Genomic DNA, 15,707 nt, shown 5'->3' on the forward strand with positions numbered 1-15,707 from the left:
TCCGCTTTGTCGACCGGGATTTCTGGCGGCAGATCGTCCTGAACCTGCCAGTTGTGCATTTTTCTGGAGATTACCACGGCTCGCTGTCCTGAGCCAGAGTCGATGGGCCTGTTCCCGAGTGTTGAGCTTACACCGGTTCGTCCGGGCGATAGCGCGCGATTCATGGGCACGTATCCACAACCGGATTGCCGACACTTTTCTGAGCGGATGTAATGGATCTCTGAATGTGATGATGAATACTTTCAGTTATTATAAAACGTGATCTTCCTATTTGGATCGTTACTATTTTTCCTGATGCAGAAAGACGATATGCTGACCTGCGTGAAATACCGAAGCAGCTGCTGACTTTTGAAATGGAAAGAATGACCGGAAGACTGCGGTAAGATATCATAAAGTTTCTGAACCAGTCTGCATTTTGGTCAATCGAAGACTGTGCTCTCACTTGCCTGACGATAAATTCGCGTACAGAATGCGATGTAATCAGCCGTCGACCTGCAATGCGACATGATAAAATATCGCCGGATCTGACAAGTCTGTATGCTGTTTCGCGTGAAAATCCGAAGAAATCAGCAGAATTTCTGATCAGAATTATTTCTGGAAAATCGAATGTGTCCTGCATCTCTCTACTTTCAACCCGAACTTCGTTGAAGGCAGCTTCGATGCGGGTAATGGAAACAAAAACTGCAAAAACCGTTGCATTTTTCGTTATCGAAACAAAAAATAGCCCTGCATAATGTCGCGGCCTGCCACTCCGGTCACATCGCACTCGTATTTTCTGCTGTTATTCTGCAAAAACAGACTGGAGAGAGATTTTCCCGTTCCCGCGTCCGGTCCGACCGGTTCGCGAAGAAAAAGAACTGAATTCTGCTTTACAGACCGCGCTGGGCACACGCCGCCTGTGTCGCATGGGCTACGTCAGGAGTTTTTTTGCTTGCTATGCTGCGGTTTATAATCGCGCAGCATGCCAAGAATTTCTTTGGGAAGTGGTGGAAGAATCAGAACTGGTGATTTCATGCACGCAGATTTTTCTTTTTCTCCCATGTCTGTTGCTACCGGAGAGACAGCAGGGGAAGATAAACCGGGAGCGGAGATACCTGCTGTGTCGGCGACGTCCTTTGTCCGATCGTCATACAGGTGTGGATCATAAATGTAGCCATAAACCGGGTCCCGCCGTGCAATGGACCCGTTATCCCGAATGAAATCCAGTTCGTGCCCGATCACCTCTGGCAGAAAAAGATCGCTTTGCAGGCACGTAATATCCGCAGCCTGGAACAGAGCCCGGCTTCCCGGGGCAGAAGGCTTTTTCAGACCCCAGTCCTGAAACCACAGCGCATACCCAAGTGTCGCCCGGGTCATGCCCCCATCCCGTGGATCGTCCATGAAACTCCGGCCCGCTGTCAGGAAGCCAGGATCAGTTTCACATGTCGGGCGATAGGGCGGCCACACGTCGTTCGTGGGATGTATCGGCAGATAGGCACGGCAGGCCAGAACGTCCATGGCGGCAAGAATATGCGCGACCGGTCTGAAATGTTTAAGCATCTCGGCAAGGGTACGTTTGCTGAGATGAGTCTTTTCTCTCTCCCTGGCTTTCAGTCTTCTTTTTCTTAGCAGGCGCGAGGGAGTGGAGGGCTCCATGACATAATCATCAATAGTACTGAATGGATCAATCCCCCTGCGACCAGCCTGAAACACGTGCAGGCAACGCTCCCACGATATGGGTATGTCGGGATGATGCAGTGACAGACGGGCGGCGATATGCACCGCCCGACCAATGTAGCGGCAACCCTCCTCAATGATGGTGGACCGGATCGCACTGTATTCTGAAAAACCGTACCGTGGCATGGCCGTTTTCAGCCTCGTGCCGATATCGGCAATTTGCATCTGCAACCGCCAGAGATCATGCTCCTGATAGAGGTTCTGGAGTTCGAGAGCCTTGTCGAGACTGCTGAGCGGCTGTGCGTGGATCTGATCGTGCAGCTTCCGCCTGACCGATCCAAGGTCATCCAGTGTCCGGAGGTCGAACGGCCTGAGAAAATCCAGGAACTGTCGCCCCGATGTGCGCTGGCAGGCCAGTAACTGCAGATGCTGCCGTTCGAGAAGCATCATTTCCAGATGGAGACAGTCGTCCGTGACAGGAGATGATCTGTCACGGCTATCCGACCACATGCTGCCGTATTTCTGCAGCCTGCTTCGACGCCCGGCTGTAAAGTTCCTTTCGGCTGCGACGAGGAGACCCTGAAGAGCAAAATTGTTGCTCTCACCTGGCTGATTGACATCGAAGAAAACTGTAACTTTTTCCGACGTTTTTCCTGTTTTTCTCATGGACAGAACCGTTTCCCCGCAGTCCGGTCAGTCCGTCAGATCCGGTCCGCTTCTCCTGCGTGATGATGCCCGTACGACCCTGTGCGGTTCCTGCTGGATAATCCTGCTGCGCTCATGATCAGCCGGACGCGTCCGGCGCGCAAAACGCGCCAGAAGAAGACGGTCGCACACTGCGCAAACAGCTTCAACCTCAAAAGCCGCAAGTGCGTTGGACAGTTCCTCCTTTTTCAGGTGAAGAACATCAGCGTCACGGCCTGCATCGATTCCCATATCATGAAGATCGTCGCGGAGAGAATCAAAAACACCCGTTCTGTCGGAAGAACGCGTGGGCAGAATGATAGACAGGACATTATCCGGGGCTGCATTCCCGATACCTGCCAACTGGAAAAGCCAGTCGACACGGCGCGATACAACACCGTTTCCCGCCGGATCCAGTCGGCGGGCATCCTGTTTGCGCCACATCTCGCCCTCGTGGAGAGCGGCGGCACGCGCCATTGAAATAGAGCCGTTCCGTTCCATCTCCGCCTTTGCAACGGAGCCAAAATATGCGTCGGAGCCCCATTCGGGGATATCCTCTTCCGTCAGTTCGCGTTCGACCCGGCGCCAGAGAGTCTGCGCACCATTCTCTGTCCGGCGCCGGGCTTCCCCGAGCGCCCTGCGCAGGCGCCAGTGACGCAGTCTGTCACGGAATTTTCCAAAGACCTGTCCCATACCTCTGGTAAGGTCTTTTACAAAGGCTGAAACCAGCGTCTCTGTCCTGCCGGTTGCGGCCTTTATGCCGGACAGTTCCTCCCTGATGGCATCTGCCAGCGGATATACAGGCCCAGCGGACTGGTTCCGGCGATGGCGGGCAATAGCCGGGGTCAGAGTGGGAGGGTTTCCCGCCGCGCTGCGCCGTTCGACTGACAGCATTGCTCCCTGAAAGTCGCGAAGGGTCTGCTGGCGCACCTCACACACGCTATCAAGCAGTCCGAGGGCGGATGATCTTTTATCCCGTCGCTTCATATTGCGCGCCATGTTGTCAAGAATATCGGCCTGCCTGATGGGTCGCGAATCTCCCAGTGGGCGACGACCGGCGATCTCCCGGCGCTCCGCCCCTTCCGAGGTGACCAGCCAGGTCCGCTCCCGATGCCGGCTTCCCTGTGTATAAGCACGATGGGCATCTATAGCCTTTGAACCGCACGGCATAGCCTCAATATGTTCGGTGCTCGTCAAACCCTGGGTGGCATCAATGGAGAGCACATCTCCATAACCAAGGCGGATACGACCGCTGTCTGGAGCAGCCAGGGTCTTCCATGTCACGAAACCTTCCGTACCCTGACCGTTACGCAAACTGATGCCATCAGAATCAATCGCGATAACTCTCAGTACACTGCCGTTATTTCCAAGGATCCCCCGCTTCCCATCGGTGCGATGACAGTTTGTGCGGGCAAACAGTCTGACGCGGTCTCCCACAGCCAGTGTCATGTCATATGTAACGCCGTGCTGATCGACCGCCTCAACCACGGTGGCATCCTCACCAATTTCACCCATCTGGCGGCGACGCTCCCGAATGACGCGCGCAAGATTCCGTGCCTCTGCATTGGTCGGCGCGCTGACCGTTAGTGAGAAATTCTGTCGTGCCCGACCGGACTGATAGCGCTCCAGCCAGAGATCCGCGATGCGGGACATGACTGTTCCACTGTCTCCCGATGCCATCAGAAGTGTCTGATCGGCCCATTTCCGCTGCAGGGCCTCCCGTGTATTGCCGTCGCGCAGCATGAGAGCTGTGGTCCGCTCGCGTTCACTCTGCTGGCGGACGCTTGTGAGCAGTTCCGGCAAGGCGTCAGTGCCAAGAGCACGCCGAAGCAGATCAACAACGGGTCCGGCCTCCACCGCCTGACATTGCAGGGGATCGCCAATCATCACGAGACGAAAGCCAGTTTCACCGCGGGCACGCAACAGATCCAGAAGCTGGGTCGTACTGAGCAGGCTCAGCTCGTCAAGAACGACCACGCTGGCGGCATCCAGAGTAATCCTGCCTTCCTGGATGTCTTTTAAAAGAGGATGTGTTGCACGGAGATTCTCCCGGTCGATCCCCGCACCAGCCAGATCTTCCGCCTGACGCCAGGCTACCGCCGTGCCCCAGATTGTGCGACCCGCCTGATGCCAGGCCTGCACGAGAGGTCTGAGCAGCGTGGTTTTGCCAGAGCCCGCGACGCCGACCAGAACCGACAGCCGACCCTCTGCTCCCAGAGCGTGCATGGCGCGACGCTGGCTTTCCCCGTGCTCCCCATTGAAATCCAGACCCGTCGCGGCGATGCCTGCCTCGATCTGTCCGGCAGATAATGCCCCGCTCCGGTCGGACGCTGCCTGACGCGCCAGTCGGATCAGGTCATTTTCACGATCGACATGGAGTTGTGTTGTGACACGCAGACGTCTCTCTCCCACAGGGTCGATGTCCTCCACCCAGATCAGGGATGTCTCCGCCCCGTCATGCCGGAAACGACGTGCTGCCAGCATGGAAAGCACGGCAGCGACATCGCCAGCGTCCCGGATACCGGTTTCGACCAGAGCTCGCACCGCGCAGATGCGGGCATCACTTTCTTCCAGCACGGCTTTCTGCCGGAACCGTTCCGCAAGCAGATCGCAGGTCAGAGCGAACGCTGCCTCCACATGCTCATGTGCTACGGATGCCTGTGTTGCGGACCGGTCGGCTTTCCCCACGAAAAGCGGTACTGTCCAGCCGAGCGCGTCAGCCTGACGTTGCCACACTTCAAAATCAGCAAGATCATCCTGTTTGACCTGACGCGGATCACCCTGCGTCCCCTGTTTCAGCAGGGCGATACGGCGGAACTCATCAAGGGATTCCCAGTCGAGACCCTGGGCCTTTGCATAAGTACGAGCGGCGAAAAGTCCGCCCTGTGTACGCTTTGAAAATGCCTCACGGACAGTTTCCGGAACCACCATCAGACGTGCGGCTCCCGTTTTGCGATCGAGTTCGACTTCCGCACCAAGCGCCCGCAGATTCTGCGCAAGAAAAGCCTGATACAGCGCCCCGAGTTCCTTGACCCGCCCTGAAAGTCGTTTGAGATCCAGTCCGCCGACACGGCCGCTTTCGGTGAGTACAACGTTGGGAACGACCGTATGAGTATGAAGCTGCGGGTCTCCCGGCACGCGAAGGGTAAAGCGGCGCGTAAAGGACTCTCCGGATACTGCATCAACATCGGGCAGCTCAACGGTCGGACGACTTGTGAAATGATCGAAGCGCAACCAGCCGATCTGTCCGGCCTCATAGCCCTTTTTGCCAGCCTTGCCCTTGCGGGCACGACCGATTTCATGGCGCACCTGTCGCATGACGGTATCCACGGCATCACGGTGAGCCTGCAGAATCATGGCCCGTTCGGCCTGGGTCCGGGCAAAAGCCCAGGCGAGTGAAACGGACTTGTCGGCAGACCACGTCAGATCAATATAACCGATCCTTGCTTTCGAGGCGGTGACAGCGTCCAGGAAACTGCGTCTGTCGAGTGGCTTACCGTCAAAGCTCCTGCCCGCTGCCAGCCGGACGAAAAGCGTTGCATCAGGCTGACATCCGGCAGGAATACCATACAGACTGAAAAGACGTTCTGCTGCTCTTCTGCTCTGGCTTTGCATGCCAGAGATAAAATCGTCGCCGGAGCCACAAAGCAGATCCGATGCCTGTCGGAGACATTTTTCATCCGGCCAGTCCTCACCGGAAAATCCAAGGCTCTCCGCAATACTTCTGCTGCCTGCCTGAATCTGTTTGCCCTCGACAGGCTTTCCATCCGCACGCAGGCCCGCCAGAAGGCAGGCGATCCCGTCGCGTCTGACAGCACGACCAGGCGTCAGGCCCAGAAGACCCAGCATGTCGGGTTCGATGTCGTTTCCGATTTCAGCTGTAGAAACATCATTCTTTTCAGCAGAAGGAGTCTGGTTATAGTAACGCGCAAGGGCCGCCTGCGAAGCCGGGACCGTCTGCTCCAGAAGATGATCTGCCATAAACACGGCAGCAGAAGGCACGCCCGCAACACCGGTGCGATACGTCAGCACCGCTATGGTCCTTCATCCAGAATGCCGGGCAGCTCGGCTTCAAGAGTGTGCATCATCAGCGCGGGTAAATTTGTCAGTCGGTCATTGAGTGCTTCTACACTTTGACATTGATATCTCAATGTAACTGAAATATCTTTGAGAACTGTGAGAAGTTCACTTTCTCCGGTTCCGGGGCCGTCCAGAGCATGCACCAGAGCGACGAGCATCTTTCCGTGAAGTTCCTGTGTTTCGCTTATCGCACGCAAACTCTCAACAAGAACCTGAAGTTGATTCTTCTCAGTTTTCATCGCCAGATCGCCTCTGAAGACGGTGGTCCTTTCGGTGCCAGTAGCGGGATCGTCATATCTGGCGGATGGCCCTGTGGAACCGGGATCCTGACAGGAAGCCAGCATCCCAGTTGATCCGCAAAACCACCAAAATTAAAAAATGTATTCTTATAGCAATTATCAAGACTATGCGTATCACCCAGCCGATTGAGACGGATAATCTGCGCCCATAACTCCAGCTCCTTTGGCCGTCCGAAAAACAGTTTTGCAGCATCTGTTGCGGTGGATCGAAATTCAGTGAGTGTGAGTTCGGCTTCGTGCGCTTTATCCGCAGCACCAGCATTATATCCGTGCCAGTGGCCTATTGAGTAAGTCGCAATGACTCCGATGAGCAACGTCGCTACAAGAATGCAGATAGTCCGCGCTTCAATGAGTTTTACCCGTTTTGTTAATGCACTTTCACTTTCTCTTGCGATTATATTGCCGATATCTGAAACCATTTTGACCTGAAGTGTCGCTGCGAGAGTGTTCAGCCGCTCGGTCTCCTTCTCAGAAAATTCAATTCTTTTATGCAATGCATACGTTATTTCATTTTCTGCCTTGATATAAAGTTCACCGAGATGGCTCTGTTGATTGCGCAGTGCTTCGAGCGAAGCCTGCCACGCAACAATGAGTGGCATAACAGGATCATCGTCCCGCATTCCGTGGTGACGTGCCACTTCAATCAGTGACTGTCCTGTCTGCGATGTTTCATCATTCTCCGTCATGAAAGGAGAGGTAGAAACGGGCATATCCATGTTCTCCTTTCCGCACCTTATGGAAGCCAGTGCTGCACTTCCGAAAATGCTTTTTTCATATTGTCCCGCCACATCCTTGTTCTTTGCCGATCGATCAGGCCAAGGGGAGGCAGGTTATCTTTTGTTTTGCCATCGATAGCTCTCATGAAGCTGAGCCTGCGGCGTTCGATTTCATGTGCGCATCCCAATGTCGGCATAACTACGATCTGACTACCACGATCGAGAATCTGTCGTATGATGTCGCTTTTTTCGATCGAGTCAGAAAATGCCGTCGCCTGTGGTATGTGTGGTGGAACACAGAACTGATTGAAAACGATAATTGTTGCATCGGGGGCAAACAGCTTGTCGGTTTCGAACGATTGTAAATATGCGAGATCATCCGTATCCGGTCCGACGAAATGGATGGCGACGGGTTGTACCCCAAGATTTTGCAGGAAAGAGACAAGAGATAATTCATGCGCTACGTGCTTGAGCGTCCGATCGCCCGCTCCGAAGTCGACAATCAGTGATTTTCGTGTTTCAATTTGTTTTTGCACCAGCCCCTCAAACCATTTCGTAATCGAAACCTGATCGGCCGACGGTGGTGAATATGCATCCTGAAAATACGTTGCGAGTGTCTGATTCGTGCAGTCTCCGTCTGCGACAATCACTTCTCGTCCCGCATTTCGGGCTTCTTCGACCGCCCAGCGTGTGAAGAAGCTTTTTCCTCTGTTGCCGCGCCCTGTCGGGAAGAGGAAAATCTGACCTGTTTCGACAGTTTGATTTTCGTCATAAGATAACCTGCCGTCATCAGTATCGTGCAGCGCATCAGATTCCATGAAAGTGTTCTTTCGTGTCTTGTGATCTGTCTGCACAAACATCATGAAACACAAAAAATAATCAATAACTATATTATACAATACAATATAAAATCGAAATGAAAATGAAATGATGAATTTTATACTTCTGTTTCTGTATGTGCCAGCTCATGTCTCATTGTGCCAGGAATGGGACTGATCAGATATGGGAAAGATTATCGAAACAAACTTCACATCGCTGTGATGTATCACCGATCAGAGCCGACCGGTCCGATCCGGGGTGGCAGACTCAGTGTTCCCGCACGAATCCTTTCCTGTGCTCTCCGCAGTTTGTCTTCTGCGGAACGGGAACTGCCGGTGATCGCCGCGTCCGGGCGGGGTGCAGCATGGCTGGTGGCAGAGTTTCCAGCCGGACGACCTGACGCTGAAAACGATTGCGCCGGGCTTGTAACAGTTTGAAGCGCGCCAGCGTCAGGGAACCGCACTCTCGGCGATACAGCCTCGCGGATGGTATGCTTTTCGTGTGCAAGTCTGCGGCGCAGGCGATACCAGGTCTGACGTGCGGTATCCGGTGACGGACTCTGGCCAGAGGCATCCTTTAGCCCGCGGGAGATAAAAAATTCTGTCAGCATACGCCAGTCCGCCCGGTTTCCGATCTCTTTCTGGAGATCGGAAAAATGATCTTTCATAAAAAATGCCAGCGTATTTCGTCCAGATGCACGACGGGCGCTGCGGATCAGACTCCCGATATCATCGTTGGCCTTCCTGGTCATTGCAGCCTCCCGTAACATGTGTCATCCAATATCCATGACTGCGTGCTGCGCCAGCGCACGGTCTGCACCAGAGCGGACAGATGTCCTGCATATCCCCAGCGATCGTTACCAGAAAACTAAAATGGAATCTGATGATCGTCTGATACAAAACCCTATGACATTTTCTGTGAAAATAGTCTTTTATTCATGTGAACTACAGAATTCTCCGGATCCGACACGATCACCCGTCTCCCCAAGACAGGTCTTTCTTCCCGTCAGCTTCAACTGACGAAAATCGGCGCTGCAACCCGGATCATAGGTGTTACAGAAACGCTTCCTGTGCGCATCAGATCCGTGACAGAAATCCTGCATAAAAATGACTACAGACCAAGGCACCTTTGGTGCGCATTTCGCGAAACAGTCTATGAGGCCGGCTCGTAGAAACAGGAACAGGAGTTTTGACGAAAGGTAAGCGTCCGAGGATTGCATAATTGACGGCAGCTTTCGCCTCATTCCGGCCGTTCGAAATATCATGGCGCAAGCCGAGAAGCAGACAGTTTGCTGTAGTTTCAGATCCAAATGGTTTTCGATCATCACAGCTCTCTGTCTTTCCTTTCGTTAAGGCAAAGAGGGATTGCGGAATGGCGGAAAGCTCCATTTGTACAATAAGCGCTTTCACGTACGAAAATTTTGTGATACAAGGGTTATCCCTGAAGCGCTAAAGAACGCGTGTGGAGGGGTGGCTAAGTGGTTAAAGGCACCAGTCTGATAAACTGGCATACCTCTTAGTAGGAGGTATCGTGGGTTCGAATCCCACTCCCTATTTGAAAGCCTGCTCCGGTAGTTGCCGTTGAGCGGGCTTTTGGTTTGAGACGCATTGTCCAGATGCCTAACTTAGAAAAGGAGGTTTTTCGACCCCTTCACTTTTTCCTTAAGTTTCAATCATATAGCGGCGCTCATAAGTCTGCCTGGAGCAGGTGATTGGAGAGGCGTTTTCCGAGGTTAGATAACAGGACGGCATCTCCGCTTCGGCGATGCTCATAGAGACTATGCGCGGTACAATCATGATCACAGACGGCATAAGCTGGGACTTGGCACGGATCATCGAGGCAAGCACATGGTAGTTCTGGCGTCATTCAAGATACGGAGGCGTTAAAGTCGTCGTGATCATAAGCTTCTGTTTGTAAGGAATCTGTATTTTATTTGAAAATTCCTCAGAACTTACTTTTTTTATTTGCGGCATTTGAGTCCACATTACCATATCCAAAGGAGCATAGTCTGCGCCAATCCAGTCCTCCGGTTTGATGTGGCTTGCATCAAAGGAATTGAATGCTGAAATAATAAATTCTGGGACTTTCTTTCCTCGTACATTAGCTGCAAATACGTTTGGCATATCACCTTGTTTTATCTCTATATTTCCAGGAATTCCCGTGACATGCTGCGACATTAAGTCATTAATAATATAGTCCATCTTATTTACTACAATAACACCATCAACATCTTTAATTTTTTCAATTCCGAACCAATTGTTTTCGGTTAATAGCCCATTAAATTGATTTACAAGAGGAGCAGTGGCTTCATACATATGTGAGTCCCAAACCACTACGAGTATAGATATTACTTCTTTTTCTTTTGAGAAAGACGAAAATTTATCTTGTGCGCTTAATAGGAAATCCTTAATTGGGTTATCTTTTGGAAGCGTGACGCCACCATATAATTCTTTAACGTTTTTAAATATTTCTGAGTGATACCTATATGGCATTTGGAATATATTATTAGTCCTTTTTGCTTTGTGGTCAATTAGAGATGGAGCCTTTACTTCAAAAATATAAGTAGTATTATCAGTTTCCACCTTGAATTCTGGACGTTTACCGTTGGGTGCTTTTGGTTCATATTCAAAAGTAGATCCCGCAGGCCAATCAATATTACAGACGCATTGCAATACAGATACTTCTGAGATTAATTGGACTAATTGCTCAAAACGCTTCGTTTTTTCATTCAAAGACAGTTCTTTTTTATATTTTATATCGAGAAAGCTTTGAATTAGTTTGGATTTTATTCCATTTTCCCTATTGTCTATATCAGATATTGCTTTCGATATAGACAAAGCTATATTTGTTGCATTATAAAAATGAAAGTCTAGTAGGTGCCTGTTCCCGGTTTTTCTTTCTTCTTCTTTTAATTTGTTTATAAAACAAAAAAAAGGTTCATAGGAAATTTTTTCGCTCATTTTATTTCCATTTACTGTTAATTAGTGGCTTATGTAATCTTTGCTAATTAAGAACACAAATGTTATCGGAGCAAGAGTAAGGCAGTTTGCTAAATTATGCTTGGCAGCTCATCTCACCCGACGCGCAGGTTCCAACAGTTCGCTATTAGAAACTTAGCCACGGGACTTGCACTGTATGCCAGTAGCATTATCTGGATACGCACGTCGAAGGCGATGACCCAAGTGCGGTAGGTCTTCTGGTAGACAGAGAATTGCACGTTGCCTCAAAACGTCGAAAACTCGTCGCTCAGTAAACTGGCTGTCCAACACCGTCTTCGACGGCATCGATCACATCATTGATGCCGCCTGTTCCGCGTAGAACAATCTTGCCGCCCTCCCTGATACCATCCGATCTATCGGACTCAGAAAGTGGGCTCACATAGGTCCGTGTCTATAACCGTTGGTATTAGCCTCTACCCAGAGCTAAGCACGAAAAATATTGGGTTTAATGGGGTAGGTAGCCTTCAAGAACGTAAACTATGCGAATAGTTATTTTCGATCATTTCCTCCCGATAAATGATCATCCGCTTTCCCCGCTTAATCGCCGGTCTGTTCAATGAATTTGAAGCAGACCGGCGGCAGTCGCCTCTTTTCAGACATTGGGGTGCAACGGCACCTCTACCCGAAGCGGACGTGGCTCATGGCACATTAAGATCAACTTCCGTCAATCCCGGCACGACTCATCCCTCTAATGAAGCGACTGGTTCAAGGAACGCCGTATCCTCACGTAAGCCGAAGCAGAGCAATAGCTCTATGCCGCTCTGGACCACATTCCCACGGCAACCTAACTTTGGCCGACTGCTCTCCGCCAAAGCCGGAGCGGGTCACATAGATATTTCGAGAGTATTTTTACGATCTATGTGTGAGTGTAAGCCTTTCAAGCCCTGTTTGCAAAGGACCTTTAGATTATCAGACATTCTCTGCCGCAGGTCACAAGGGGGCTGGAACTCCGATGATTCGATCCTGTCCTTCAAGAACAGCTCCTTGAGCGTAATAACGTACAAAGACTTCCTGAATTCTCGACACAAGGTCGTTACGCTCGCCTTCAGAGTCGTATCGAGGAACAATTAGAACGCCTATTTCGTAGCCAACCACATCTCCACCTACGTTGTGAGGATTTCCATCAGAAGTAAAAGTTAGAAGTTTTTCTTGGTCATAGGCAATCGATTCGATTCGAAAGATATCTGTGGCGGCTTGTTCGGGGGTGATCCACGCGGTTTTGATTGAACGTTTTTTCATTTCACAGCATATAATATTTTCTCTGTTGCCTCGCAGACCTCTCCCGTGCAGGACTAGGTCAACAAAAACCCGCTGGCGTCTCTGCTCGTTGTTATTATCCGCAGCAGCTTGTATTCCCTTGTAGACGCCGTCTTTAGCGCGATTATACTCAACGTCGGCGTAATATCCTTGTAAATCTTCGTCCTCAATCGCGGCCGTTTGTAGGCAGCAAGACAGACGACCGACCAGAGTCTGCTCATGAAGTCCGTGATGAAACAAAACGGAGTTTTCGTGAATTAAGGTATTTATTGCTGCGTCAATCAAGTGTCGGGGCATGTAAATTTCTTCCTGTATGTATGTTGTTTATGCGGGTTTGCCTTTCATAAGGCACCTGAAGGGATCGAAGAACCCTTGATTGATGTGCTTGGCGAGTAATTTCTGGGTTTTGGCGATTTGATTGACGGTTTTTACGATGCTCTCTGCCCTGCGTTTTGAGCAGATTGGGGCTGTACCCCGCTGAATGACTACGCGCTCGCGTTCAATCTCTCGAGGAAGAGGAAGCGGCGCATGTTGTAGACGATATTGGCCAGCCCGATCCTCATGATGGCTCGGCTGATACCGACAGTTCGGATGAATAGTCCGGTCTGTGATTTCTGATCGGCAAAGACGTGCTCAACGCGGGATCGGATTACCGACTTCCCTGCATTGGATCTCTGGATATGCCGGGGCATAGGCTTAAGATGCGGTTTTTTCCTGTGAACCTTTGAGACAAAGCCCTGCTCCTCCATGAAGTCTTCACTGGCTTTGGAGCGATAGGCCGTGTCAGCCCAGACGCTTGAGGCCGTATTGGTTTTATCCAGCAGCCCTTCTCTCAATCGCGCGCCATCATTGGCGGCAGCATGCGTTGTTTTCCATTTCCGGATGAACCGGTATTTCAGATCGATGGAAACATGCGATTTATAGCCAAAGAACGGGATGGCGAGAGCGCTGGATGGCATGGTTCCATCATCCTGCCGCTTCGCCTTCGTGAACTTCAGTGTCCATCATGCATGACGATCCTTGTGCGACAGCTTTGCCGGCTTGTCCTGCCAGTCTTCGGGGATACGTCCTGCCCGGAGATCCGCTTTCTCTGCATTGGTGTTCCGCTGCTTTGGAGCCGCTACCAGCGTGGCGTCCAGGATCTGGCCGGACATCGGCAGATAACCGGCGTTCCGCAGGGTTGCGTCAAAGCGGTTGAACAGACCCTCGATCGCTCCCGCCTGCGTCAGGCGCTCACGAAACAGCCAGACCGTTTTGGCATCCGGCACCCGATCTGAAAGCCCCAGCCCAGGGAAACGCATGAACGACAGGCGGTCGTTGATGAGATATTCTGTCCGCTCATCAGACAGATTGTTCAGCGTCTGGATCATCAGGATCTTGAACATCAACACAGGATCAAATGGCGGTCGTCCGCCTTTGCTTCCGTCAGAATACGCCAGAGCCTTCTCCAGGTCAGGGCGGAACACCTCAAAATCCACAGTCCGGGAAAATGCTTCGAGCTGATCACCGAGCCCGCTCAATCGAGCAAGCCTCTCTTCAACGTCAAAAAATCCCGCCTGCTTCATGATCCATACCCCAATCAACTCGGGGGAAATGGAATCACAAAGGCAGCCTCAAAACCAGAGGGTTTTTCGAACCCTCCACCTTCCTGTTTTTGCAGTTACGGCCTGACTCAAAAAACGACCTGATTGGTTTTCGTAAAACCCTGTTAATATAGGCGACCGTCAGCCATGTTTCGGACGAGGAGAGGAATATGCCCGGTTGCATGTGTCGACACGTAGTCGGGACGCGACACGCTGATCGCGGCGACAGGACCAGTGCATGGTCGTGACGGGCGTCACTTGCAATGTCGGTAATTTCTAGCACACCATTGTGCAACTGCTGAACCCTTGAGAGGGTCGAGGTATAATCCCATGCCGTCTTTGCTTACATCATCGCAGAAATCGTCGGTTCGAAAAGCAGTGTCGAAGATACAAGAAGACAATCCATCAGTAGCAAAAAATTTCAAATTGCCTCATCCGATTTTTCGCGACACATAGGGTATGTAGTACAGTCAATATATTGAGATTATTTAATATGATGCTATCGGCGTACGAAGAAAATGCTCTTTTAGAGATAAGGCAGTGGAAAAACCCCGATAAATCTTGGTTATCATCCGCATTAAGCGCCATAAACAAGCCTCTTGACTTGGCGGGGGACGCTATAATGAGTGCCCCATGGGTTGGGGATATTTTAAAAAAGATAATGATGGGTGTTCTTGAGCTTGCGAACGATGCTGCTCAGTGGAGCGTCGACTCGTCCGCTATATTTAAAGAGTTTCGAGGCGACGGGCATGATGTCGAAAATCTAAGCGACATTAGTAAGTTAGACCTCGAGAAGGTCGACCTTACCGTTGGATGGCTTGCATCAAAATACAAAGGATTACTCGCGGCAGAAGGAGCTGTTGCCGGGGCGGTAGGGCTTCCTGGTCTTGCGATTGACGTTCCCACCCTCCTCTTGGGGTGTCTACGTGCAGTCGGCGAGTATGCAACATATTACGGTTTTGACGTAAATAATCAAAAAGAAAGAATATACGCCCTCAACGTAATTAGTTTCGCCTCAAGCCCAACAGACACGGCTAAAGCTGTGGCAATGGCACAGCTTACAAAAATCTCCGGAGATATTGCCAAGAAAGCGACTTGGAAAGAGCTCGAGAAAAGCGTGTTTGTGAAGATGGTCCAGGAAATCGCAAAACAGCTAGGAATTCGACTAACAAAATCTAAACTTGCCCAAGTTGTTCCTGCCATGGGCGCCGTGGCGGGTGGTGGATTTAATGCTTATTACGTATCCAAAGTCTGCGAATCAGCTCACAACTTATATAGAGAACGATTTATAATCGAAAAATCGAATAATTAGAACGAGTGCAGTTTTGGATGATGTCTGCTTCTGCATGATCGCGCCGCAAAGCAGACTGACCACTATCCCCCGATAGTGTTGAAAAACTCATGGTGAAGAGTGAAAGTGTTGCCAAGCTACTTCGACATAAGTGCAGCTTTCTTGCCTCAGGTGGATAAGGCAGGTGTTCCGGGAGGTATCAGTTTCGTCATTTTGCGGAGATTTTGGGCAGCTGCGGCGAGATGGAACTCATCACGGGCGCCGTTTGGTCCTCTGAGCCTCAACCGATCGATCTTCAAAATGCGCTTGAGGTGAGCAAACAG

General features: G+C 51.1%; 11 protein-coding genes, 1 tRNA gene and 3 pseudogenes. 3 read left to right on the forward strand and 12 right to left on the reverse strand.

Annotated elements, in window-relative coordinates; translation table 11 throughout:
* Positions 1 to 160: 160 nt before the first annotated feature.
* The 8 genes from HK11_RS12730 to HK11_RS12210 form a co-directional block, all read right to left on the reverse strand.
* Complete coding sequence (locus HK11_RS12730) at positions 161 to 619, reverse strand: helix-turn-helix domain-containing protein (RefSeq protein WP_369822946.1); 459 nt, start codon at positions 617 to 619, stop codon at positions 161 to 163.
* A gap of 296 nt (positions 620 to 915) precedes the next feature.
* A complete protein-coding gene (locus HK11_RS09280) occupies positions 916 to 2,106 on the reverse strand; it encodes a hypothetical protein (RefSeq protein WP_143216378.1) in 1,191 nt (396 codons plus the stop codon).
* A 243-nt stretch (positions 2,107 to 2,349) separates the two neighbouring features.
* Entirely contained in the window at positions 2,350 to 6,372 is a 4,023-nt protein-coding gene (gene mobF, locus HK11_RS09285; RefSeq protein WP_086555076.1) for a MobF family relaxase, read from the reverse strand.
* Between the two features lie 2 nt (positions 6,373 to 6,374).
* Positions 6,375 to 6,659, reverse strand: a complete 285-nt coding sequence (locus HK11_RS09290; protein ID WP_086555077.1) for a hypothetical protein — start codon at positions 6,657 to 6,659, stop codon at positions 6,375 to 6,377.
* Entirely contained in the window at positions 6,656 to 7,429 is a 774-nt protein-coding gene (locus tag HK11_RS09295; protein ID WP_143216379.1) for a hypothetical protein, read from the reverse strand. The genes HK11_RS09290 and HK11_RS09295 overlap by 4 nt, the downstream gene beginning before the upstream one ends.
* A gap of 23 nt (positions 7,430 to 7,452) precedes the next feature.
* A complete protein-coding gene (locus HK11_RS09300; RefSeq protein ID WP_086555079.1) occupies positions 7,453 to 8,253 on the reverse strand; it encodes a hypothetical protein in 801 nt (266 codons plus the stop codon).
* A 227-nt stretch (positions 8,254 to 8,480) separates the two neighbouring features.
* Positions 8,481 to 9,005, reverse strand: a complete 525-nt coding sequence (locus tag HK11_RS09305; protein WP_143216380.1) for a hypothetical protein — start codon at positions 9,003 to 9,005, stop codon at positions 8,481 to 8,483.
* A 325-nt stretch (positions 9,006 to 9,330) separates the two neighbouring features.
* Positions 9,331 to 9,642 (reverse strand): hypothetical protein, encoded by a 312-nt coding sequence (locus HK11_RS12210; RefSeq protein WP_143216381.1) that lies wholly within the window; start codon positions 9,640 to 9,642, stop codon positions 9,331 to 9,333.
* Between the two features lie 75 nt (positions 9,643 to 9,717).
* Here HK11_RS12210 and HK11_RS09315 point away from each other — a divergent pair.
* Positions 9,718 to 9,809 (forward strand) — tRNA-Ile (locus tag HK11_RS09315).
* 307 nt (positions 9,810 to 10,116) lie between these two features.
* Here HK11_RS09315 and HK11_RS09320 read toward each other — a convergent pair.
* Positions 10,117 to 11,214 (reverse strand): hypothetical protein, encoded by a 1,098-nt coding sequence (locus HK11_RS09320; protein ID WP_086555082.1) that lies wholly within the window; start codon positions 11,212 to 11,214, stop codon positions 10,117 to 10,119.
* Between the two features lie 292 nt (positions 11,215 to 11,506).
* On the opposite strand from HK11_RS09320, the pseudogene HK11_RS12215 reads away from it, so the two are divergent.
* Positions 11,507 to 11,650: pseudogene (locus HK11_RS12215) on the forward strand (IS630 family transposase); the annotation flags it as partial.
* A gap of 533 nt (positions 11,651 to 12,183) precedes the next feature.
* Here HK11_RS12215 and HK11_RS09325 read toward each other — a convergent pair.
* Both HK11_RS09325 and HK11_RS09330 read right to left on the reverse strand, forming a co-directional pair.
* Positions 12,184 to 12,807, reverse strand: a complete 624-nt coding sequence (locus tag HK11_RS09325; RefSeq protein ID WP_086555083.1) for a hypothetical protein — start codon at positions 12,805 to 12,807, stop codon at positions 12,184 to 12,186.
* 188 nt (positions 12,808 to 12,995) lie between these two features.
* A pseudogene (locus HK11_RS09330) lies at positions 12,996 to 14,078 on the reverse strand (IS5 family transposase).
* 508 nt (positions 14,079 to 14,586) lie between these two features.
* Between HK11_RS09330 and HK11_RS09335 the strand changes: the two are divergent.
* The gene (locus tag HK11_RS09335) at positions 14,587 to 15,405 is read left to right on the forward strand and encodes an EcsC family protein (protein ID WP_086555084.1); all 819 of its coding nucleotides are present in this window, start codon (positions 14,587 to 14,589) and stop codon (positions 15,403 to 15,405) included.
* Positions 15,406 to 15,551: 146 nt separating this feature from the next.
* On the opposite strand, the pseudogene HK11_RS12220 reads toward HK11_RS09335, so the two are convergent.
* Positions 15,552 to 15,707 (reverse strand): annotated as a pseudogene (locus tag HK11_RS12220) (IS5/IS1182 family transposase); the annotation flags it as partial.

The sequence above is a fragment of the Acetobacter sp. DmW_043 genome (genome assembly GCF_002153485.1).
Taxonomy (GTDB): Bacteria; Pseudomonadota; Alphaproteobacteria; order Acetobacterales; family Acetobacteraceae; genus Acetobacter; species Acetobacter thailandicus.

Excerpts from the sequence above, each read along its gene's own strand:
- HK11_RS12730 (WP_369822946.1), bottom strand. The coding sequence starts at position 619 with ATGCAGGACACATTCGATTTTCCAGAAATAATTCTGATCAGAAATTCT.
- HK11_RS09280 (WP_143216378.1), bottom strand. The coding sequence starts at position 2,106 with ATGATGCTTCTCGAACGGCAGCATCTGCAGTTACTGGCCTGCCAGCGC.
- HK11_RS09290 (WP_086555077.1), bottom strand. The coding sequence starts at position 6,659 with ATGAAAACTGAGAAGAATCAACTTCAGGTTCTTGTTGAGAGTTTGCGT.
- HK11_RS09295 (WP_143216379.1), bottom strand. The coding sequence starts at position 7,429 with ATGCCCGTTTCTACCTCTCCTTTCATGACGGAGAATGATGAAACATCG.
- HK11_RS09300 (WP_086555079.1), bottom strand. The coding sequence starts at position 8,253 with ATGGAATCTGATGCGCTGCACGATACTGATGACGGCAGGTTATCTTAT.
- HK11_RS09305 (WP_143216380.1), bottom strand. The coding sequence starts at position 9,005 with ATGACCAGGAAGGCCAACGATGATATCGGGAGTCTGATCCGCAGCGCC.
- HK11_RS12210 (WP_143216381.1), bottom strand. The coding sequence starts at position 9,642 with ATGGAGCTTTCCGCCATTCCGCAATCCCTCTTTGCCTTAACGAAAGGA.
- HK11_RS09320 (WP_086555082.1), bottom strand. The coding sequence starts at position 11,214 with ATGAGCGAAAAAATTTCCTATGAACCTTTTTTTTGTTTTATAAACAAA.
- HK11_RS09325 (WP_086555083.1), bottom strand. The coding sequence starts at position 12,807 with ATGCCCCGACACTTGATTGACGCAGCAATAAATACCTTAATTCACGAA.
- HK11_RS09335 (WP_086555084.1), top strand. The coding sequence starts at position 14,587 with ATGATGCTATCGGCGTACGAAGAAAATGCTCTTTTAGAGATAAGGCAG.